This window comes from Acinetobacter legionensis (assembly GCF_057165765.1).
Genome location: NZ_CM169896.1, coordinates 1402964 through 1425961, shown reverse-complemented (window position 1 = coordinate 1425961; position 22998 = coordinate 1402964). Strand labels below are relative to the sequence as shown.

Below are 22998 nucleotides of genomic sequence, written 5' to 3'. Positions count from 1 at the left end.
CTGATATATGTTTGAAAAGCAACATGCTTTAAATAAAACGTGTTTTTTCTAATGATTCGACTGTATCAATCAGGTCACTGATAAGTTAGGCTTATTTTTATAACGTTCAGTCAAAAATCAAAAATACAGTTTATCTAGATGTTTTATTTTGCAGATGCCCCATATATTGAGTCGGGCTTAAACCTAGAACTCGGTGAAACATGGTGGTGAATGCAGCAGGATTTTTAAAGCCAAAATCATAAGCAATTTTCTGGATCGGCTGATTTTGGAGCAATTTTTCAAGACTTAACAGTACACAAGCATGTTGTCGCCATTTTGAAAAAGACATCCCGACTTCACTTTTAAACAGCCGACTAAAATGCCGTTCGCTGATATAAAGTTGTATCGCAATTTCCTCAGGTGATAAATGAATATTTGGCTGCTTTAAGAACTTTTGGCAAATTTCTAACATGGCTTTATCTTCTGGTAAAGGTAAATGCAGTTCAATTGTTTCAGAAATTTCCAGCTCGGTTAAAATCAATTCTTGAATCAGCTCATCATGTCTTGAAAGCGGTTCATTTAACTCTGGTGCTTTTAAGAGTAATTGTCGAAGCAAAGGCGAAATTGACAGAACTTCACAGCATTCAATCTGCCTAGGGACGTATTCAGGAAGAATATACAAACTACAGGTTTTAACATTAAACAAAGTCAATTGATGCGGAACTTGTGGTGGAATCCAAACTGCCCTTTCTGGAGGAATGATCCAGTTTCCTTGTGGTGTTTCAACATGCATCACGCCCTGAGCTGCACAGAGTAATTGTGCTCGTTTATGGCTGTGCATCTTCAACACATAGTACTCAGCGTACTGCGTTTCTATCGCAATCATTTTATGTTTTAAATGCTCAACACTATGAATCGAGATTTGTTTCATATCTGTGTCTGATTTGAGTAATTAAATGCGGAATATAACAAATTTTACTGATTGGGAAATCCTTAAACTGGTATTTATTTTCAAAGATCTATGCTTATGGAACTCTATCTTATTTTATTGGTTGCAGGATTTGTCAGTGGCATACTCACCATATTATTTGGTTTTGCTGGGGGCTTTGTGGTGGTTCCCTTGGTTTATTCGACAATCCGTATGCAATATCCAATTCATTCTACCGCCTATGATTTAGCTTTTAAAAGTGCTGTTGCCACCTCATTGTTATTGATGGTGATCAACTCAGGATTGGCAAGCTATCAGCAATATAAACAGCGAAAAATACACACGCAGTACTTATTCCCCATCGCTTATTGGATTGCTGCTGGTGCAATTTTAGGCACTTTGATCGCCCTGAATACTTCATCACATCTGTTAAAATGGGCTTTTGCACTCTATTTGTGTTTTACAATTTTTGATTGTCTGATTCGTCAATTCAGACAGCCCCACTCAAATGCTCAAACAGTAAGATTACTCACCAAAACAGAGCAAGGCTTAGGCGGAATATTCATCGGTGGGATAGCTGCTGCTTTGGGTGTCGGAGGCAGTGTGATGACTGTTCCCCTGTTCCGTCGTTGTGGTTTGGATATGTCTTCATCGGTTGCCCTTGCCAATCCTTTGAGTATGCCAGTTGCGCTTGCAGGTTGCTTCACCTTGATCATTGGACAATTCATTCAACCCCAACATTTAGGCACGCATTTTATTGGTTATTTTTATTACCCTGCTTTAATTGCGTTGATTATAGGGGGCTTTTTAGGCATGAAACTTTCGATAAAGTGGATAGGGAAATTGTCTAATCAGCTGCATGAACGTGGTTATATCCTATTACTCACGCTGGTTTTGATCAGTATTTTATTTCAATAACCAAGACTGGCAGCTTAAAGACTTAATGCTTACCTGTTAACAATCCAACTGAAAACCAAGCCATATATCGTTTTAACACTGCAACTGTTAAATTTGATAGATGTTGCAATCGAACGCCTCGTGCTCAAAATTATATGATTTTAGAGATTTAAATTTATGCTGATGAGTTAATTAAAAAAAGCGAAAAGTGAATTTAATGGTTAAATTAAATTTACTTTTCGCCATGTCATTCTTTCATTTTGTATGGTTGGTGCAGATACATTAGAATTTCTGAGAAATACTTACCTTATAATCTCGACCTGTACCTGTCATATATTCACCCAAATACATTTTGTAATCACGATTAAATAAATTATCAATCGAGAAATTCAGCGTAGGCCCTTTTGCACCGATTGGCTGCCAGTCTGCATAAACACTATGTAGTGAATAGCCTTTGGTTTTAGGTAATGAAAATGAAGATGCCGCAATTGACTTATCATTGTCAGAAAGGCTTCGGTCTTGCGCAGCTACAAATATCCCTCTCCACCCCATAGTTAAGTAATGTTCAGGCACGTTTACCCCTAAAGTCGCCGTGGCTTTTTTCGGTGGGATATTGGTCATCCATGTTTTTTGATCAAACCATGGATTTACCGGGGAATTATCACGTTGCCCGCGAATATAGGAATAAGTTAAACCTGCGAACCAAGTTGGCTGGTTATAAAAGGCTTCGGCTTCATAGGCTTTGATGGTGTAATCAGTCACATTACGATAAAAACCATGATCATAGTTGCCTTTACAATCCGCTACGCTACCCGAGCCATTGTTGGTATTGTTTTCTGCTTGTGCTCGACAGAATGTTGAACGATTACGAAATATCTCATCACTACCCCGATTATGATGATAAGTTAAACGAACTTGCAGATGATCTTCATTGCTAAACACATCATCAAAATTCATCTCATTTCCGACACGAATCGCCAACATTTTTTCAGGCAGTAGATAACGACTAGTCGAGGGAACAGTGGTCGCTGCGGATTGCACATAATATTGTTCATCAACACGAGGCGCACGCCAAGTTTTACTCACATTTGCAAACCAAGTCATATAGTCCGCCTGTTTCCAAGACATCGCTAAACGTGGAGACCAGCCAGTATAAGTTTTACTAGAATAATCATGTCCAGCAGTTGGATCATTAAATCGTGATGCACGATTTGGCTTGCCGTTATTTTCGATATGATCATAGCGTAGCGATGGTGTAATGACGAAATTATTAATCTGATATTGATCTTCAACAAATGCACTGAGCATTTGTTGATCGCCAGCAGGCATATAGTTCGGTTCGTAATAACCAAAATTATAATCTGGCTTTTTGGCATTGTTCTTGTCATATATCAGCGAATTTTGTTCCATTTTCTGATATTGCGCGCCAACTTTTAATTTATGCGTCCCCAAATTTGTTGGAATGTCGCTGATATTATTTATTTTCAATGCAGTATTGGTATAAGTCACCCAACTTTCGTTGCCTAACAGTGCCGCTGAACCGTTTACACTTGGCAAGCGTTGATCATGCTGATAAGTCTTTGAATAGGATGCGACCGCTTTTAAATTTAGATATGGATTAGCGTCAGGGTTGAACTCATAACTTGCTGAGTAACTGGTATCTTCTTGATCACGATCCACCAAACGGCGCTTCCAAGCCTCTTCATAGCCATATTTGGCAATATCTGCTTCAGTTGGTACTGCATCCTGATCACGCATAGCAGCAAAAGGTTCCCAGCCCTCATGCCCACTTTGCATCGCATTTAAAGAAATTTTATGACCATCTGCTGGATAAAAATTCAGTTTGGCTAAATAGGTTTCTTGCTCTTGCCCAGAATATAAAAACTGACTGCCATCTGGGCGCTTTACATTTCCACTATCGCGATTGGTATAGTAAAACAGACCATCGACCAATCCATTCTCTGCTTTACCATATACTGCACCAGTATAAGTATTTTGGCTGTTATTGGAAAAACGTGAATATTTTAAAAATGCACCAATATTTTTATCAGCGTCCAGTAGATCAGTGGCATCTTTGGTTTCAAGTGTGACCTTACCGCCAAAACCGCCATTTCCGACTTCAACATTATGCGGTCCTTTATCCACCGTGATTTTCTTTAAAATTTCTGGCTCAATAAAGACTGAACCCTGTCGATATTTGTCAAACGTTTTAACAGAATCGTCTAAGGTAATGGGAACATCTGCTACACCACCCATCCCCAAAATATTAATCGTTTGCCCCCCCGGGCGTGGAGATCCGGCTGAACCAACACTGGGCATATGATCCAGTAATTGTGCAACATTATTTGCCTGATATCGATCAATCGCCTTTTGATTCAGTACGCTTTGGCCAAATTGTATAGTGTCTTTTTTTATGGCTTCTACCACAATCGGTGTCATCTGATAAATTTGGTTTTCATCAGTACGGGCATTTGAACTTGTTGTTTTTCCTGTTGTTGTATTCGCTGTATTAACTACTGGGATTTGTACAGTAACGGGCTTTTCAACTAACAGATAACCTGCTGAGGTTTTTTGAATCTGAAATGGCGTATTTTGCACCAATAACGCAAAAAACTGGTCTAAGCTATATTTACCCTGAATCGTCTTCACCCGATAACGATTAGTTTTTTCTGGATCTAATAATAAAGATACGTTGGCTTGCTGTGCCAAACTATTTAAAGCTTGGGTAAGTGAACCGCTTTGCACTTGATAAAAAGTTACAGGTAAAGTGTTATTTGCATGCGTTTGCATACTCATTGCACCCATAGAAAGTGCGATTGCAACAGCCAAAGCAACAGGCTTTATTGCTGTCTGATATAAAGATTGAGACATTCTTTACTCACCCAAGGTTAAATGATAATCATTAACTTCATTCAGTTAAAATAATCTGTGTTTTCATGCGTTCTAAGTTATATGACGAAGCAGACAGAAAAAAACCGCAATGAACTGCAGTTTTATTTAATTTTCTCAATCTGCAACAAACAAACTATTCCCTGTTGAAACCATCAGACGAAAATTAATTATAGTGCAATGTATAATTTACTCTCGCTGTGACATCCTGAGCATCGACAATCCCTGTTTTGGAAAAATAGCTTACTCGAAAACCTACTCGGGCGACATTACTAGTCCCATAAACAATACTTCTTGCTTGGGTATCCCAAGGCGCAGAAAGATCAACAATATTCCAGCCACCTGGAGTACTTATTTGAATAAAAACAGGGTGTTTAACAGAAGCACCTGTGGCTTTATTGATCAACAAAGTCTTATCCGATTCATCTAAGTCAGTTGCTGAAATTGGACTGAGATGAATACCTTTAAAGGCTATATTTTGTGCCACATCACAGTAATCACCCAAGCCATTTACTAAGTCCAGAAAAATGTTTGTGGTCCCTTGTATCGTATTTGTAGGGGTAAAGCTTGAATTAGGCACAGCGGCCATCGGAATCATTATATTCTTCATGCCAGTTCCTGGATGAATTTTAGTAGGTCGTAAAGTACATGTTCCATCAGTCACAGCACCATTCACTGTAATTTTTCCATCTACAGCAAACACATGACTACTTGCCAAAAGTAAAGCCCAAATAGCCAATGTAGGTAGAGTAAGTTTCTTCATTGAATTCACCTTACGAAGTTTTAATTATTTTTTAATTGGCTTAATCAACAACAAACATATTGTTCCCAATTGAAACCATCAGACAAAAATTAATTATAGTGCAATGTATAATTTACTCTCGCTGTGACATTCTGAGCATCGACAATCCCTGTTTTGGAAATATAGTTGACTTGATAACTTACGTGGACGGCCTGACTATGGCCATAAACAGCGTTTCTTCCCTGAGTATTCCAGGGCTGAGAAAGATTCACAGGTACATTGCCACCCGAAACACTTAATTGAATAAAAACAGGGTTTTTAACAGAAGCACCTGTGGCTTTATTGATCAACAAAGTCTTATCCGATTCATCTAAGTCAGTTGCTGAAATTGGACTGAGATGAATACCTTTAAAGGCTATATTTTGTGCCTCATCACAGTAATCACCCGCACCATTTACTAAGTCCAGAAAAATATTTGTGCGCCCTTGTAACGTATTTGTAGCAGTAAAGCTTGATTTAGGCACAGCGGCCATCGGAATAATTATATTCTTCATGCCAGTTCCTGGATGAATTTTAGTAGGTCGTAAAGTACATGTTCCATCAGTCACAGCACCATTCACTGTAATTTTTCCATCTACAGCAAACACATGACTACTTGCCAAAAGTAAAGCCCACATAGCCAATGTAGGTAGAGTAAATTTCTTCATTGAATTCACCTTACGAAGTTGTATTATTTTTAACTGCTTTATCAACAACAAACATACTGTTCCCTGTTGAAACCATCAGACAAAAATTAATTATAATGAATGTTATAATTTACAGTCGCTGTGACACTTTGAGCATCGACAATCCCAGTCTTGGAAACATACGTAACAAGATAATTTATAATTGTATCTTGCTGCGGAATAGGCGTGGTTGCTGGAGAGTACGCCTGAGTTCCCCAAGGTGCAGAAAGGTCGACAGCTACTCCCTGCCAAGTGGTTAGTCGAATAAATATAGGATTTGTAGCAGAGGCGCCTATAGCTTGATTGACCAATAAGGTCTTATCCGTTTCATCTAAGTCTGTTGCTGAAATTGCACTGAGATGGATACCTTTAAAAGCTTTAGTTGTTGCTGCATCACATTTACCACCCGCAGAATTTGTTAACTTTGCAAAAAAATATGCACCAGCTTGCTGTGGGGTACTGGGAGCAAACCCAGATTTAGGTACATTTTGTAAGTGCATTGTTAGATCTTTCTTACCACTTGCCATTACATTGTAAGCTTGTAATGTACAGGTTTGGTCAACCACGACACCATTCACTGTAATTTTTCCATCTACAGCAAACACATGACCACTTACCAAAAGTAAAGCCCAAATAGCCAACGGGGGTAGAGTAAGTTTCTTCATTGAATTAACCTTACGAAGTTATAATTATTTTTAACTGGCTTAATCAACAACAAACATATTGTTCCCTGTTGAAATCATCAGACAAAAATTAATTATAGTGAATGTTATAATTTACAGTCGCTGTGACATTTTGAGCATCGACAATTCCAGTTTTAGAAACATACTCAACTTGATAACTTACGAAAGAGAAATCTTCCTTATCGCCATAAATCATACTTTTTGCCTGAACTCCCCACGGTGCAGTAAAATCCACAACATTTCTATGATCCGCGAACATTTGAATAAAAACAGGATTTTTAACAGAAGCACCGCTTGCACCTGTAGCTTTATTGACCAATAAAGTCTTATCCATTGCATCCAAGTCAGTTGCAGAAATTGGAGTGAGATGGATACCCTTAAAGGATTTATTATGTGCCACATCACAGTACGCGCCCGTACCATTTACCAAGAACAGAAAAAAATTTGTGGAGCCTTGACTTGTATTTGTAGGTGTAAAGCTTGATTTAGTGATAGCCTTCAACGGAATAATAATATCCTTAATGCCAGATCCCACACCAAGTTGAGGTTGGATCGTACACGTTCCGTTAGTCACAGCACCATTTACCGTAATTTTCCCGTTGACAGCAAACACACTATTACTTCCCAAACTTAAAGTCCAAACACTCAATATGGGGAGAATAAGTCTCTTCATAGAATTAACCTCATGAAGTTTAAAACAATATTACTTTATCCAAATTACAAAAAAATAAACCCCACATAAACAAACACATTTAAATATATACACCCCCTGCTTCCATTTATTTAAATTGCCTATTTATTTTAAAATCTGTTTATTTTAAGCATAAACTTGTTTTAAAATCCAGCTATTCAAAATTTATTTTTATTTTAAATTTCAACCAATTTAAAAAAAACCACCACCCCCACAACAATATATTCTCACCACAATATCTCCCAAGTTAACTCTTTATCATGCACATACATTGAAAAAATAAATAAATTATTTTAATTGTTTTTATTCAATAACTTATAAATTAAATCAATAAATTTATAATCAATATTGTATTTTAAAACAGAATTTAATGATCTAAAAATATAACCAAAAATAAATAAATTATTTTAAAAAAACTCTATTAAATTAGGCTAAAATAACATTTTTGTTATTTTGAAGTAATATAAATCACATAATTACCAAGTTTAGTAATTTTAATTGGATAATGACTAACCAATAAACGCAGGGTTTGATCTAAATCCTGTTGCGCATTAATCACACCACTGACTTTATAATCTTTTAAAGTAGAGTGATTAAAAATTAAATATTGATGATGATAACGACTTAAGTTTGTGAGTAAATCAGGCAAAGGAAGTTGATCTGCCAATATCTGATGCTTATCCCAAGCAAACTCTGTCGATGCAATATCAAGTTTAGATATTGGACTCAAACCAAGTGGATTAGCGGTAATTTTTTCACCCTGCTTGACTACTTTTGATTGATGATCCTTGCCCAAGGAACGAGTTTCAACTTTAGAATGCAGCATATTTACCACGCTGCTGTTTGAGTATTGATAAACGATAAATCGAGTACCGAGCGCTTTAAAATCTGCTTGAGGTGTATGAATGATTAACGGTCGTTGAGGGTCTTTGGCAACATCAATATACATGTCCCCTTGAACTAAATTGATTTGTCGTTTTTCAGAACTAAAATCTAGTTTAATTGCAGATTTTGCACCTAAAGTCACTTTGGAACCATCTTGCAAGGTGATTGAATGTATTTGGCCAACTTCAGTTTTAAAATCAGCAGTATGGTACGACAGCATCGTTGAATCACTGGCTAAATAGATTACACCGCCTACCCCTACAAAGAACAGCAAGGTTTTACTCAGCATTTGTAAAATATTTTTTTTACTTTGCTGGCTGAGTTTCATTGAATTTCGAACATTTTGGCTAGATATGCCATGTGTTGTTGAAAATTGCTGCATCGTTTGTGAGAAACTAAGCATTTGATCGAGTTGATCATGATGTTCAGGGTACTTGTTTCTCCACGCTTCAAACTCGATTTGAGCTTGTTGACGTTCATGTAAATTATCGGTATTTAAACGAACAATCCATAAAGCCATCTCTTTTTGTAGTTGTTTAGCGTTCATCTTGCTCTAGCTCAAGCAGATTGTTTTTCGCCTCATAACATAACTGTAAACAGTCAGCTAAATATAGCTGTGTCGTGCGTAAAGATTTACCAATCTCAGTCGCAATTTCACTCTGACTATAACCTTCAAAGTAATACATAATAAAAGCTTTTCGAGTCAGGGCTGTCGTACCCTGCAAAGCAACAGTGAGAAAATCTAAGATGAGTACTGCTTCTTCAATTTGATTTGAAGATAATAAAATATCCTGATCATCAGCATGCTGTTTTAGGGTTTCTAAATAATTCTGCTCTAAAATATAACGACGATGTTTATCAATAAGTAAGTGTTTAGCAACATTCACCAAATATGCACGCGGTTCTTGAATAGAAAAAAGCTGTTGAGTTTGTAGCAATTTTACAAAAGTATCTTGAACCAAATCCGCTGCAGTAAAGGGATAGCGGACTCGCGAGTTCAACCAGTGTCTCAACCAATCATGATGATCCAAATACATGTCTTGCAATATCTGCTGCCGTGAGGGTGTGGGGAGAATTGGAACCATAAAATTAAATTTAAAAACCCTAAACAATAATAATTATCGTTTACATTCCATGATTTGTAAATGCTCTCTGAAGGAACTTTTTTTGTAAGGTCTTTTGCATGTTTTTCTCCTTCCATTCGTCATCTCTTATATACCGCCTTTTAAATCAGAGAATGGAATGAATCAAGCACTGATCAATGAACCAAACGCTCAGCAACAACTTAGTTTGTCAATGCGTCTAAAATTACAAACTGCAGATGAGCATGAAAGAATGCATAAGCTGATGGCACAAGCAGATGTATTTTCAAGTTTAGAAAAATATGCTTTATTCACATTGTCTCAGTATTATTTTCAATTAGAAATCGAACATTTATTTCAACAAGATCAAGTAGCTTCATATATAACTGATATTGATATTCGTGGTCGCTCTGCTCAGGCGTTACTCGATCTGCAAGATTTAGGTATTCAGCCTCAAGGTCAAACTTTAGAAAGCTTAAATGTGACTTTCCCTGCTGCCCTAGGTTGGATTTACGTTTCAGAAGGATCAACATTGGGAGCTGCATTTTTATTTAAACAAGCTCAGCAACATTTAGGGCTCAGTGCGGAAAAAGGCGCTCGCAATTTGTCTGCTTATCCTGAAGGGCGAGCTAAGGTTTGGAAACGATTTGTTCAAGCTCTAGATCAAGCTCGACTCAGCCCAAGCCAGAAAGATGAAGTTATTCAAGGTGCGCTTGATGCATTTGAATATTTTGGCAATGCGTTAATCAATTTAGAACAACTTCATTAGTTCTGTTGCAGAACAGTGAATTGATCTGATGGTAGAAGCTTGTACAGCCACCTATTACAGTGAAAAGTTTAAATTTGATTGGCATAAACAATAGATTTTTCATAAATAAAAATATGATTATATGGCGTGAATCGTATTGGTATTGAAAGTCCCTTCTCCCTTCGAGAGAAGGCTAGGATGAGGGGCTTTTATGTTGATTTACGGTTTTAAAAGGACTAATGAAAGAAGCCTAATATCTCACTCTTGTACTGTCTCATCCTTGCGCTACAAAAAAGTCATGCTTTGTTCTTGCTTATGTTGAGCAAGGGGTACGTCCTATACGCCCACGATATCTACACCATGTAGAATTCAATGACGCAAAGGTGCTTGCACAGCCATATATTACAGTGAGAAGTTTAAATTTAATTTGCGAAGGCGATGCCTCACTTTTCAGAGATGAAAAGATACCGTCTTAACTGTCAAGCAAATTATTTAAGGATTCATGCCTTATAATTTGCCTGATAAGGTTGTTGGTTTTTAAGAACACCATAGCAAAGATGAATTAACTTTCGCATAGCAGCAGCAATCGCTACCATTTTAGTTTTCCCTTTCGCTAAGAGCCGTTCGCTCAACTCTTTAATGTGAGGATTGTACCGAGTTGCAACAATGGCAGCCATATATAAACCCGATCGAATTTTAGGTGAACCGGCTTTAGATAAGCGACTTTTTCCAAGCACAGAACTACCAGATTGTCTATGAATGGGAACTAAACCCACAAATGCAGCAGCTTGGCTTGCTTTTTCAAAAGAATGAGCACGTAAAAAAACAAGCATTAATAAACTGGTACGCTCAGCAATTGCTGGAATGCTTTCAAGAAGCTTTTGATCACGTTTAAGCTCATGGTCTTGATCAATATGGTTTTGAATTTGTGTATCTAGATTCTGAATTTGCCGAGTTAATGATTTAATATTAGTCTTAATAGACTTTAAAATTGGTACAACTATTAGAGTGGAGTTTGCTTTTTCCAAACGATTTTGTTCACGTTTTAAGTCGTTCGCAAGACTTGACCTTCTATCTAATAAAGCATTGAGCAATCGGATATTATCAGGAGTGGGTTGCCATAAATGTAAATCTACAGTCATTGCAAATCGCGCCAATACTTCACTATCGATTTTGTCAGTTTTATTAAGCTTAGAGATACTTTGAGCAAAATATCGAGTACGGGCTGGGTTAGCCACACAAACTTGAAATTTTAAATCAAATAAAAATTGAGCTAACATTTCATGATAGACGGATGTTGCTTCCATTAAGGCTCTAGTTTCTTCAGCAACAAGACCAAAACGATTTAACCATGATAATAATTGATGAAATCCTTTATTGCTATTGGAAAAGCATTTAGTTTTTATTTTTCCACTAGAGTCATCAAGAAATAAACAACAATCGAATTTAGCTTTAGAAACATCAATGCCAAGATAAAACATAGCTTCACCTAATTATTGATTGAATTAATATTAAAAAACCACAGTCTTTTCTTGTGAATGCAGCATCAAAGTGCTTAGTTACCGTCCAGATTTATGTCAGTGGTTAGGTGTAAATTGTAGGTTTAATCTTTTCAGGAAACTCGAAGTTTTGATGACAAACCAAACTCTACAATTTACGTGTAGTGATAGCTAATCACTACAAAGAACAAGATACAAGATGACAAAAATCTTCCGTTTAACAGGGCTCTTGCGCTGCAAACAAAGCAGTGCTTTATTTTTGCTCATATACCCCCGCCCAACAGCGACATCCATGTCGCCATGCGATAGCTACACCATCTAGGATTCAATGAAGAAAAGGTACTTACACTGCCCAACCTAGGTTGCAAAGTTTTAGCTCATTGGTGTAAACAATAGATCTTTCATAAAGCAAATGATTGAATTAAAGAATATTAATTAGGAGAAATTATATTCTTGTGTATGAGTTTTTTGACAGGTTAACTATATCAACTATTTCGCTTGTTTTTGGCTATACAGCATAACCAAAATAGACAATAGAAATAGTCCCCCCATCAACATAACAGTAACATGAAAAGCCATCAGTTCAGCAGATTCTAGGCTATTGCCTTGCTGTTGAGAAAAAGCCGTCATAAAAGTCATCGTCGTACCCAATACTGCAATTCCGAGTGTCATTCCAAGTTGGCGTAGGGTATTTAAGATTGCTGCCGCAAAATTTGCATCTTGAACTTGCACACTTCCCATAATCAATGTACTTGAACCTGGCACGATCAGTCCCATCCCGATTCCCATCAGTCCACCACATAAGACAAATAGCAGCAAAGATGAATCGAGTTGAAAACTCATCATGGCCAACAACGCAACGCCTGCAATTGCCAAGCCCAGTATCAATAAGCTTGCCACTGTAAATCGTTGATGTAATTTGGCAAAGGCTATTGAAACAAATGCTTGAGTTAAAAACTGTGGTGCAATCAACCAGCCAGTCTGTGCTGCACTCAACTCGATCTGATTTTGATAAAATAAAGCAAATATAAATAACGAACTATATCCTGCAAAACCCAAGATAAATGAAATTGCGTTATAAGCTAAAAAATGTTTGTTCTTAAATAAATGATTGGGGATCAAGGGATGAACTGTATGTTTTTGCTGCCATGCAAATGCCATACTCGCCACACCAAACAAAACAATACTCAGCATCAACCAATGCTTTAAATAGTCGTGTTGTAGGGCAATAATACTATAGGTTAATGTGACAATGGCAACAGCGCTATATAACAAACCAAGATAATCAAACGGTAGAGATTGAGATTTCTGGTCTGGGTCAATTCCCTTATATCCCAAGTAAATCGTCACAACCCCAACTGGAAGGTTAAGCCAGAATATGCTTTGCCAACCAAAATGATGCACCATCAAACCACCGATTAGCGGGCCAACAATCAATGAAAAAGCACTAAAAGAACTCCAGCGACCAATTTCACGTGCTTTGTCTTGTGGTTGATGAAAATGATGTACCAAAATCGCCAAAGCCAGAGGGATTAAAACTGCGCCAGCCACCCCTTGAATCATACGGCCAATGATCAACAAACTAAAATTGCTTGCCATTGCACAAATCATTGAACCCACTATAAAAATGATGACACCCAACAGCCATAATTTTTTACGCCCTAAACGCTGGCTTAATGCCCCCACTGCTAACATCAAACTCGATAGGCTTAAAGCATAACTATCAATTACCCACTGTAGATCAGCCATATCGCTATCAAATTCTTTTTGAATGCTTCCAAGTGCCAGATTGACACTACTTAAATCCACCAAACAAAGAAATGTGCTGATATAGAGCGCTAAAATGAGATAAATCGGTTGGCGAGATGCGTTCATACATCACCTAAGACAGATAAATGAGAATCATTATACTATATACTGACCGACCGTCAGTCAATTGAAAACCACCGAAAAATAAACACCTCATTTTGGTAGACATGACTCAACTATCTTTTTGAAGATCACCAACGAGATATAACTAAATGACTTGCTCTTAGATCACATAATCATTTTTTATCTAAAATATAAGCTGAAATAAATATAGAAAGATCACTCATCATGACCTAGCATTTTTAAATATTGCATCGCAATTTGTCGCGAGAAATCTGTACTATCTTGCAGTTGATTGGCAATTGCTTCATCCGTTACCCCATGCACCCCCGAATAAATCAACAAAGCGGTTAATTTTGGCTGTTCTAAATGCCAAATGCCTGCTTTCTGACCACCCTTTAAGATATGCAGTAATTGTTCAACTATCATATTTTTTTCTTTATTTTGACGCTCATGATGATGTGCGCCAAAAACAATATCATGTATAGGATAACTGTTGAGATAGGTGTGAATATTTGCAGCGACCCAAACTTTAAATTGACTGACCCAATCTTCTGCATCACATTTTGCAACTGCTGTATCTAGAGCCTTAATAAAAAAATCGATATAACGTTTTTTTAATGCTTCAACAATATGCTGTTTTGATTCAAAATAATGATAGAACGTGCCTTTAGCCACACCCACGCTGGCGATAATTTCGCTAATCGTGGTTGCTTCCACCCCTTTTTCTAAAAAAAGCGTTTGTGCAGCATTCATCAGCTCATCAATTCGGACTTCTGCTGGCTTGGTTTGCCTTTTTGTCACCTGAGTAGAAGCGACTTGAGATTGTGATGACATACTTCTCTATTTTCTACACATAAGAATTTAATTATAAATGAGACCTTCCCAATTCACAATTGAAGCCAAGCTCAGTTCTCTAATCACTTTAACATCATGAAGATATACAGACTACTGATTTTAGATTGAGCATATCTGACAGAATATCAAAGCCAGCTTAGACAGTTTTTGACTTCCTGAGGCGTTTATTCAATCTCTCCATAGAGTTGCTTCATAACTCATCATGTTGAGTGAATCATATAGGTACTGAAAGTTCCATCTCTCTTTGGGGGGAGTAGGATCAGGGAGGAATTTAAAATTGTTCTATCGTTTTAAAAAATGACTTACAAAAGAAGTATAATATTCATTCACCTTAAAAAAACTAGTTATTTCCGGATAATAACCAGATTGATAAATGCTAATCTAGCCGTATAAGCATCAAGAGCATAAAATAATCTGGCATCATCTTTAAACTATTTAAATGAGACAAACCAATTTAAATGAGATAAAAAATCTAAATCATTGAAAATTTCAGCTTAAATTAATCCAATGTACAAATAAATAATTACAACTCAAATTAAAATAAATATTTACTAACATAAAGACAAACTCATTAATTCTATTCATATTTTACTTATAAATAACGATATCTTTAATATTTTGAAATAATTTAACAAAATATATATTTGTAATCTCTGTATGTTTTTTGTCTATATAACATAAATAATCACCTTAAAAGCAATAATTAAAGTAATAATAAATTAATTAAATTATTTAAAGGTAAAAGAATGAATGATTCTTTAGCATTAAAAAAAGCGAGGATTATTTCACCCAAAGCACTCATCCAAAATATACATCATGAGAAAAATGATCTAACGCATCCGAACTACAGTTTATTTTTAGATATTGATGGCACACTGGCTGATTTCACTTCAGATCCAAGCCAAACAACTTTGAATCAAAGAAATTTTAATATTATTCAAAAACTTGTCAACAATTCTATAATTATCAGTATTGTTACGGGTAGACCTTTAGATCAAGCAAAAACCTTTTTCCCAAATCTAGCCTTAAATATTGCAGGAACCCATGGTCTAGAAATGCAATTAAAAAATATCGATACGCATATTTCTATGCCCCATACTCATTATAATCCAGAAGATTTAATTCAAATTAAACATGAGATTAATCAACTTTGCTTATCTCAACCCCATATTCGAATAGAACATAAACCTTATTCTATTGCGCTACATTATAGAGAACACCCTCAATATAAAAACCAAGCGTTGCATTTTTTAGAACAAGTGCAAGCGAAAAATTTAAATTTTAAAATTATTCAGGGTAAGTACGTATTTGAATTAATTCCTACACAGGCCAATAAAGGAAATGCAATTCACAGAATAATCCAACAATGCAAACTAGAAAATAGTATTGCATTATTTATTGGCGACGATTTTACTGATGAAGCAGGTTTTGAAGTCATTAATCAGGTTGGTGGTATCAGTATCAAGGTTGGTGCAGGCGATACCCAAGCTAGATTTAGATTAGAAAATACAATGGCTGTGACCGATTTTCTCGAATTATTTGCTCAACATATCCAACAAGAAAAGATTAAATCTTCGGTAAAACGCTTGGAGAATACTCATGTCTAGATTAATTGTTTTATCAAATCGTGTCAGCTTACCCGATCCCTCGAATAACTCAGCAGGTGGTCTAGCAGTGGCTGTGCAAGATGCACTACATGATATTGGTGGAATATGGTTGGGGTGGAATGGTCAACAAATTGACAATCATAAGTCGGTAAAGTTTGAACATATACAGCAAGATAATATTGAATTTATTACCTGCCCACTACAGCAGAGTCAATACCAACAATATTACTGTGGCTTTGCCAATAACACCTTATGGCCTGCTATGCATGAGCGTGCCGATTTAATTGAGTTTAAATCCGAAGAATATGCTTCATATCAACAAGTTAACCAATTTTTTGCCGAAAAGCTGTATGAGATTGCTCAACCTGATGATTTAATTTGGGTACATGACTATCATTTTTTCAGTATAGCGCATTATTGTCGAAAACTTGGAATGCGTAATCGTATCGGTTTTTTCTTACATATCCCATTTGCCAGTGCTTCAATATGGGAAAAATTACCGGAGGCTCGCACCTTACTGCAAGATTTAACTCAATATGATGTATTAGGCTTACAGACTCAATTAGACCAACAAAAATGTATGCAGCTTTGCCAAAATAGTTTGAAATTTAGCCGCGTACAAGATGATCTTTTGATTCAACCTGATCAACAAACCCGCATTAAATGCTACCCTATTGGTATTAATCCTGAAGTGATACAACAGGCAGCACAACGTCAGAATCAAACCATGAAATCGATATTCGATTTTGAAGATAATCCTTTGTATAAAACTATTATCGGTGTTGACCGTATTGATTACTCAAAAGGTTTACTTGAGCGTTTTGGAGCTTTTGAATGCTTTTTACAACAGCATCCTGAGTATCATCAGCATATTGTGGATTTACAGGTTGCGGGCCCATCTCGCATGGACATTACGACATATCAAGATTTTTATCTATCTTTCATGGACAAAATTAAGCAAATCAATCAAGACTACGCTACTGCTGACTGGACGCCCATTAACTGCACTCAGGACGTGGTAGAGCATGATGAATTAATGCAGATTTATCAGTATGCCGACATTTGCTGGGTTAGTTCGTTAAAAGATGGGATGAATTTAGTTGCCAAAGAATATATTGCAGCACAGGATCCTGATAACCCTGGGGTGTTGATTCTCTCTAAATATGCAGGTGCAGCAGAGCAAATGACCGAAGCGGTGCTGGTCGATCCAAATAATGAAAAGCAGATGGTTAAATCCCTTGAAACTGCTTTGTTTATGTCGAAAGAAGAACGTATTGAACGTTATCAACAACTGATGCTGGGCATCGAGCAGTTTGATATCAATGACTGGCGTAATGCATTTTTACATGACTTACAGCAACCCATAGATGAACCAATTTATATGCACAAGGCAGGGATTTCATCTCGGGCTTCAATATTTAAGGTCTAGTTTGCTCCTATTCACTTGAATGTGCTGCTTTCAATTTTAATCTGCCCAGCAAGGGTTACAGCAAATTGCTGTAACCCCGTGTGATTCTATTTTGCTTGTATCTGGGTGTATCTGTTGACGATGCCAATCATTGCCAACAGCAGTGCAATGATAATAAATACCGAGCCTAATCCAATCACTTCACTTAAAAAGCCTACCAGTGCAGGGCCAAGTAAAGCCCCACTATAAGCAATTGTTGAAACCAATGATAATGCAGCTGCTTTGGGAATTAAATTTTGCTCTCCTACCCGAGAAAACATCACTGGTACAATGTTAGAACTCCCCAAACCTAAACAGCAATATCCTAACAATACTACCGACCAGTGAGGAGCAAATACGATAATCATTAAGCCCAAAGCAGCCAAAATGGCGCCATACAATACTACCTGCTTGGCACCAAACCATCGTAACAAAGCACTGCCTGAAAACCGCCCTACTGTCATAGCGATTGCAAAAAAAGTATAGGCAAAACCAGCGTAAGTAGGATCTAAGTGGTATTGCTTTACCAGATATATCCCACTCCAGTCCATTGCTGCCCCTTCAGATAAAAAACTGATAAAACATACCAAACCGATCAGAAGTAAAGTGGGATGCATCAATTCTTTTAACTTTAATTTTTCTGGCTTATTTTCTACTACTGTGCCTTGCTCTATGTTCTCTATTCGAGTCAAACATAGCGGTATGGCAAAAAATGCAATGCTTAACAATATACAACTGATACTCAGTGCGGCAAGTAATGGTGTAACACCTAAAGCCAATAAGATGCTGACCAATGCCACACCCATTAAGCCCCCTAAACTACACATGCCGTGAAAACTGGACATTCTATTGCTTAGGCTATTTTTCTCAACAATGACTGCTTGCATATTAATAGCAACGCCCAAGCTTCCTACCATCGTGCCAAACACAAACAATAAAATGGCCATAGATAAAGCAGTATTGCATATACTTAGAAAGGGCAAAATACATAGCATAGCCAATAGCGTAAAACCAATAATTGACTTACACCCCAACTTTTGGATTAAAGCACCCGTGGCAGGCATAGATAAAAATGAGCCAATACCTGCGCAAAGCAGAAGTAAACCAAAATCTGCATGATTCAGATACAAGCGTTGCTGGGCAAATGGAATTAATGGCGCCCATGCTGCTGTCGCAAAACCCAAGCTAAAAAAACTAAGCTGAGTTGCTAAAATTTGACTATGGATGGGGTTCGTACGATCCCATACAGCTGTTTTAAAAATGAACATTTACGATGCCACTCACAAAAAATTTAGGCATTTCCTTACAAAACCACAATCCATAGAAAAACCCCTTGTCTTTTGCCATGTAAAACTGACAAATGAACAAGGGGTATTTGGCGAAATTATACTCAGATTTTAAATGCTGTCATTGTTTATTTTTGAGTTTTCTCTAGAAATTTGTAACATAGACAATGCAGTTCCCACTTAAATCTATATAACTAATATATATCGTTTTTTTATTTTTAGATTTAATTAACTTTATAGTAATTCGCAAACATGGGGTTGAATTATCCTATCTCCAGTTGCCAAAGCATAAACTATTTTAAATCTTATATTGAGTTGAACGCTTTACGTTTTATATCTTTATGATGACTGTTAAGAAAGATAGGTTCATCCATGATTATTTATAGCTCAGCATTTTCCAACCGACTGAGAAAATAAGATAAGCCCTCTGGCGCACGTGCATCCAAACGGCTACTTGTACTCACGCGTACTTGATTAGTCCAAGTAATTTGATATCCGTGTTGAATAAATTTTTGTACCAATCCAACATCTTCATGGCAGCAAATCGCTTCAAAACCACCCACTTGTAGATATACTTGCGCACTAAAGCTTAAATTAGCTCCATGAATATGCTGATGGTTCATACGATCTTTGTAATGGATCAAATAGTTTTGCTGAGCATTTAGGGACAAATGGCTAAAATCATCAAGCTGCACCACGCCGCAAATGACATCAGTGGGTTGATGCTGTATTTGAGCATATAACCAATCTAAATCTACACAACTGTCCGCATCTGTGCATGCAATCCAAGTCGCACCCTGCGCGATTAAATGCCGAATTCCTAAATCACGTGCTTGCCCTACGCATTGATAGCTACATGTAAGCCAACGTATATGATTGTTTTTTACGATATTTAAGGATTGATCATTACACTGATCTAATACCACTAAAACTTCAACTTGATGGTGCTTAATTTGTTCAATTGCTTTTTGAACAGCTTGCAAGCATGCCGATAAGTACTGTTCTTCATTATGGGCCGGAATAACGATACCTATTTTCAAATACTTCCCTCCTGTTGTGCCAGTGAAGAAGCGCCAACTGTCCAAAGATCGATGATAAAATCGGGATCACTCAGCGTTAAATAATGATGAAATGGCAATTGATTCCTCAAGCTTTCATGAACCCGTTGCGCATCTAGCTCAAAACCTTCTATCTCATGGCGCCAATGGCAGCACAGAATTTCTCCATGTGGCGTTAAACTATGCGTTAAATGATGAATTAATTGATGTAATTCTTGTGAGGTCAAATAATATGCGACCTCACTCATTACAATGAGATCAAAATGTCCAGAAGGATAAGCGTTGGGTATTCTTCTCTGTTCTACCTTAACATGTTTATAGCCGTGCAAACGTTTGGAAGCCAATTGAATAGCATTTTCGGAAGCATCTATTGATAAGACTCGATCAGCGCGCTGTGCCAAATGTTCGCTTAGATGGCCATTAGAACAACCTATTTCTAAAAGATTTATGTAGTGTGGTCGCGTCAATAACGCCAGACAAATTTGCTTTTTTCTAGCTTCATACCAACGGTGATCATACCCCCATGGATCCTCACTTTTTGAATACAATTCTTCAAATACATCGATATAGTCATTCACAGAGATAGACCTCATAAGGCATGAGCAGACGCTCAATGATTGATGGCGAAAGAACAGCATTCTGTCCCGTACTCTCATCTGCTTGGGTTTGAGAATTGAACTGTAAAATGGCTTGACGTTTTTGGCTAATTTGCTCATCAGTCAAGCAATAAGCGTAGGCTTGATGCCATGGGATTCGGGGATCCTGAGGAATTGCCCAATGCCAAGCCCAGATCAGAACTTGCAAACAGGGCAATTGGTGTACTTTTGCGAATGACTGAACGGTCTTACCTACTGCTTCATGATCTGGATGACCATCGTATTTATAGGTGCAAATTAAAAAATCTTCTGGGTGAATGGTCTGATCTAATCCAGACCAAAGTTGATTGATTTGTAAATGAACTTGTCCATCAGTCAAATTCAATCCGATACGTTGGGTATGTTTAGCAATCGCTAAACACTCTAGGGCAGCCAAACTTTCTAGTGGACGCAATTGATTTAACTGTTCGGGTGTGTATTTTTTCGATTGTGGATGGCTCTGGGTACCATTTGTAACTGCCAATACAACAATGTTGCAATCTAATTGCATAAGCTGTTGCATTAAGCCAGCACAACCCAGTATCTCATCATCAGGATGCGGTGATATTATCACCACCCTTTTGGAACGAAATTGCTCAAGATCGAGTGGTGGCAACGGCTGTTTTTCAAATACCTGTAACCATTGACTCTTTTGAGTGCCCTCACCCTGAATCATCCGATCTTCAACGAGAGGATGTCTTAAAGTTCCCATGACATATGCTCCTGTAAACATCGTTCAGCAATTTGCACATCATCAAATGCGGCATGGCTTTGCCGAATAAATACAGGTAGATCAGCCATTAATTGAGCAAAAACACCCTCTTCACAATATGGTCTTGCCCCTAAAGCTTTACCAGCCAAATCCATGACAGCTTGACAGCATTGCTCAGTTTGCGCACGCAAAATTCGAATCACACGTTCATGATTCTCATGAGGCTGTGTGTCTATAAGTTTGGCTGTATATTGAAAAAATGCTTTTGTCACTGCCAACTGCTGAGCCAGCTCACCCATATACATAGACTTAAATGAATTTGGACTATCTTGACAACTCTGTTGTAAAAAATGCATCAAACGTGCAGCAGCTCCATACCAACACGCTGCTATGCCTGCTGCACCATGCCAGAAACCTGGACGTTGTAAATATTGATCAGGTTGCCCGATAAGCCGAATTAAGCAGTTGTGAAAATGAACTTTCGCTGTTTGGGTATGTTGCATACCCACTGCTTGCCACTGACTAAAATCTATAGAAATCTTAGGCTGATCTAATTGAACCATGCACAACTGAGATTGACCTTGTTCATTCTTATAACTCATTAATGCTCGTTGTACAAAGGCAGCCCCAGAACACCATAACTTAGTTCCAGTACAATGGTTATTTGCCACCTGTAGAGGCGCTGGACCGCCTTCAGCAGCCCATACAGCCCATATCTCTGAAGAACGTATGTTTGTCGAATCGCCTAATTCGTACAAGATACTAAGTGCATCACAATGTGATTCAAATAGTTTTGCCAAACTTAGATCAATTCCCGCTATTTCAGCAAAACACTGCCAACGTGCATAGGTTTGCCCTTGTGCGGGAAAGGGTAAATTCTCAGATAAAAGGGTTAATTGGCGAAATACAGATATACGCTGCTGATTTTTATATTCGAAAGTTGCCGAATCAAAATCTGCTAATACCTGTTTCATGGACTTATTTATTTGGATTTGAAGATTCATTTTAATTTAGTTTTTCATAAGCTTTAAAATTTAATCTATCGTTTAAAATTAATATATTAAATTTAAGTTTTGTAAAAAAACAGGAAATTGCCAAACAACTCACATTAAGCAGATAAAATATCATTTCATTTTGTGACGTTGTTATTGAATAACGTGAGTTAAGTTATTTTAAAAGACTGTTCTGTAACTATTATTATAAATTAAATAATAAATCCAAAATACACGGTAATCTAAATACTCTAAATCGTTTTATTTTTAATAAAGAAGAGGCTGAAATGACTACTTTCAATATTCAAGATATTAAAAAGCACGCGAATGTTATTGCATCTTGTGGCACACAAGTTGGAACAGTTGATCATCTCGAAGGCGATAGTCAGCTAAAATTAACTCGTGATGATGATCCGAATGGTCAACATCATTTAATTCCAACGTCTTGGATTAGTGATGTTAAGGGTGATCAAGTTATCCTGAATAAAAACTCAGAAGAAGTCCGTGATCAGTGGAAAGCTATATAAATAAACCTAGCGCAGTCATACTTATTTGGCTGCGCTTTAAGCTATTTGTAGATATTTACAAAGTGCAAGCTAATCGAACTCACCAACACCTACAACAGCGTAACAAGTGCATTATGTAAATATAGGCTCTCAAAAAGGAAAATCAACCCGTAGGTATTACAAAATAAGTTTCTTAATTATGCTGACTATATAAAAATATAAGGTTGATAAAATCAAGATTAAGCTCTTAAACTATCGAATATTGATACGATCAACATGA

The 22998-nt window shown here is 37.1% G+C and carries 21 protein-coding genes; 5 read left to right on the top strand and 16 right to left on the bottom strand.

Features of this window, described 5'->3' with window-relative positions:
* Window positions 1-130 precede the first annotated feature (130 nt).
* Window positions 131-910 (bottom strand): AraC family transcriptional regulator, encoded by a 780-nt coding sequence (locus AC2G3J_RS06470; RefSeq protein ID WP_483770832.1) that lies wholly within the window; start codon window positions 908-910, stop codon window positions 131-133.
* 96 nt (window positions 911-1006) lie between these two features.
* Between AC2G3J_RS06470 and AC2G3J_RS06465 the strand changes: the two genes are divergently transcribed.
* On the top strand, window positions 1007-1825 hold the full coding sequence (locus AC2G3J_RS06465; protein ID WP_419327823.1) for a sulfite exporter TauE/SafE family protein: 819 nt from the start codon (window positions 1007-1009) through the stop codon (window positions 1823-1825).
* Between the two features lie 261 nt (window positions 1826-2086).
* On the opposite strand, the gene AC2G3J_RS06460 is transcribed toward AC2G3J_RS06465, so the two are convergent.
* From AC2G3J_RS06460 to AC2G3J_RS06430, 7 genes are all read right to left on the bottom strand, one after another.
* A complete protein-coding gene (locus AC2G3J_RS06460; protein WP_419360534.1) occupies window positions 2087-4675 on the bottom strand; it encodes a TonB-dependent hemoglobin/transferrin/lactoferrin family receptor in 2589 nt (862 codons plus the stop codon).
* Window positions 4676-4859: 184 nt separating this feature from the next.
* Window positions 4860-5456 carry a fimbrial protein gene (locus tag AC2G3J_RS06455; RefSeq protein ID WP_483770831.1) on the bottom strand — a complete coding sequence of 199 codons (597 nt, stop codon included), beginning with the start codon at window positions 5454-5456 and terminating at the stop codon, window positions 4860-4862.
* 89 nt (window positions 5457-5545) lie between these two features.
* A complete protein-coding gene (locus tag AC2G3J_RS06450; protein WP_336954062.1) occupies window positions 5546-6142 on the bottom strand; it encodes a fimbrial protein in 597 nt (198 codons plus the stop codon).
* Window positions 6143-6228: 86 nt separating this feature from the next.
* Entirely contained in the window at window positions 6229-6825 is a 597-nt protein-coding gene (locus AC2G3J_RS06445) for a fimbrial protein (protein WP_483770830.1), read from the bottom strand.
* Between the two features lie 88 nt (window positions 6826-6913).
* The gene (locus AC2G3J_RS06440; protein WP_336954064.1) at window positions 6914-7516 is read right to left on the bottom strand and encodes a fimbrial protein; all 603 of its coding nucleotides are present in this window, start codon (window positions 7514-7516) and stop codon (window positions 6914-6916) included.
* A 466-nt stretch (window positions 7517-7982) separates the two neighbouring features.
* Entirely contained in the window at window positions 7983-8966 is a 984-nt protein-coding gene (locus AC2G3J_RS06435; protein ID WP_336954065.1) for a FecR family protein, read from the bottom strand.
* Window positions 8956-9504, bottom strand: coding sequence for a sigma-70 family RNA polymerase sigma factor (locus AC2G3J_RS06430; protein WP_336954066.1), 549 nt, complete (start codon window positions 9502-9504; stop codon window positions 8956-8958). Before AC2G3J_RS06430 ends, AC2G3J_RS06435 begins: the two co-directional genes overlap by 11 nt.
* 157 nt (window positions 9505-9661) lie before the next feature.
* On the opposite strand from AC2G3J_RS06430, the gene AC2G3J_RS06425 reads away from it, so the two are divergent.
* On the top strand, window positions 9662-10270 hold the full coding sequence (locus AC2G3J_RS06425) for a biliverdin-producing heme oxygenase (RefSeq protein WP_336954068.1): 609 nt from the start codon (window positions 9662-9664) through the stop codon (window positions 10268-10270).
* A gap of 479 nt (window positions 10271-10749) precedes the next feature.
* Here the strand turns inward: AC2G3J_RS06425 and AC2G3J_RS06420 are convergent, their stop codons facing one another.
* From AC2G3J_RS06420 to AC2G3J_RS06410, 3 genes are all read right to left on the bottom strand, one after another.
* The gene (locus tag AC2G3J_RS06420) at window positions 10750-11730 is read right to left on the bottom strand and encodes an IS110 family RNA-guided transposase (RefSeq protein WP_483770084.1); all 981 of its coding nucleotides are present in this window, start codon (window positions 11728-11730) and stop codon (window positions 10750-10752) included.
* A gap of 507 nt (window positions 11731-12237) precedes the next feature.
* Window positions 12238-13623: an MFS transporter gene (locus AC2G3J_RS06415; protein WP_336951485.1), complete on the bottom strand. Its 1386-nt coding sequence runs from the start codon at window positions 13621-13623 to the stop codon at window positions 12238-12240.
* A 213-nt stretch (window positions 13624-13836) separates the two neighbouring features.
* Window positions 13837-14454 (bottom strand): TetR/AcrR family transcriptional regulator, encoded by a 618-nt coding sequence (locus AC2G3J_RS06410; RefSeq protein WP_419361528.1) that lies wholly within the window; start codon window positions 14452-14454, stop codon window positions 13837-13839.
* Window positions 14455-15221: 767 nt separating this feature from the next.
* Here AC2G3J_RS06410 and otsB point away from each other — a divergent pair.
* Both otsB and AC2G3J_RS06400 read left to right on the top strand, forming a co-directional pair.
* Complete coding sequence (gene otsB, locus AC2G3J_RS06405) at window positions 15222-16082, top strand: trehalose-phosphatase (protein WP_336951489.1); 861 nt, start codon at window positions 15222-15224, stop codon at window positions 16080-16082.
* Entirely contained in the window at window positions 16075-17511 is a 1437-nt protein-coding gene (locus tag AC2G3J_RS06400) for an alpha,alpha-trehalose-phosphate synthase (UDP-forming) (RefSeq protein ID WP_336951491.1), read from the top strand. The genes otsB and AC2G3J_RS06400 overlap by 8 nt, the downstream gene beginning before the upstream one ends.
* Window positions 17512-17597: 86 nt before the next feature.
* On the opposite strand, the gene AC2G3J_RS06395 is transcribed toward AC2G3J_RS06400, so the two are convergent.
* The 5 genes from AC2G3J_RS06395 to AC2G3J_RS06375 all read right to left on the bottom strand — a co-directional run bounded on the left by AC2G3J_RS06395 (window position 17598) and on the right by AC2G3J_RS06375 (window position 22224).
* Complete coding sequence (locus AC2G3J_RS06395; protein WP_336951493.1) at window positions 17598-18797, bottom strand: MFS transporter; 1200 nt, start codon at window positions 18795-18797, stop codon at window positions 17598-17600.
* A gap of 398 nt (window positions 18798-19195) precedes the next feature.
* Window positions 19196-19855 carry a glycosyltransferase family 2 protein gene (locus tag AC2G3J_RS06390; RefSeq protein WP_336951495.1) on the bottom strand — a complete coding sequence of 220 codons (660 nt, stop codon included), beginning with the start codon at window positions 19853-19855 and terminating at the stop codon, window positions 19196-19198.
* Window positions 19852-20466 carry a class I SAM-dependent methyltransferase gene (locus AC2G3J_RS06385; protein ID WP_483770829.1) on the bottom strand — a complete coding sequence of 205 codons (615 nt, stop codon included), beginning with the start codon at window positions 20464-20466 and terminating at the stop codon, window positions 19852-19854. Before AC2G3J_RS06385 ends, AC2G3J_RS06390 begins: the two co-directional genes overlap by 4 nt.
* Entirely contained in the window at window positions 20444-21220 is a 777-nt protein-coding gene (locus AC2G3J_RS06380) for a PIG-L deacetylase family protein (RefSeq protein WP_483770828.1), read from the bottom strand. Before AC2G3J_RS06380 ends, AC2G3J_RS06385 begins: the two co-directional genes overlap by 23 nt.
* A complete protein-coding gene (locus tag AC2G3J_RS06375) occupies window positions 21208-22224 on the bottom strand; it encodes an acyl-CoA dehydrogenase family protein (protein ID WP_483770827.1) in 1017 nt (338 codons plus the stop codon). Before AC2G3J_RS06375 ends, AC2G3J_RS06380 begins: the two co-directional genes overlap by 13 nt.
* Before the next feature lie 275 nt (window positions 22225-22499).
* Here AC2G3J_RS06375 and AC2G3J_RS06370 point away from each other — a divergent pair, with 275 nt between their 5' ends.
* Window positions 22500-22739, top strand: coding sequence for a DUF2171 domain-containing protein (locus AC2G3J_RS06370; RefSeq protein WP_336951503.1), 240 nt, complete (start codon window positions 22500-22502; stop codon window positions 22737-22739).
* The last annotated feature ends 259 nt before the right edge of the window (window positions 22740-22998 follow it).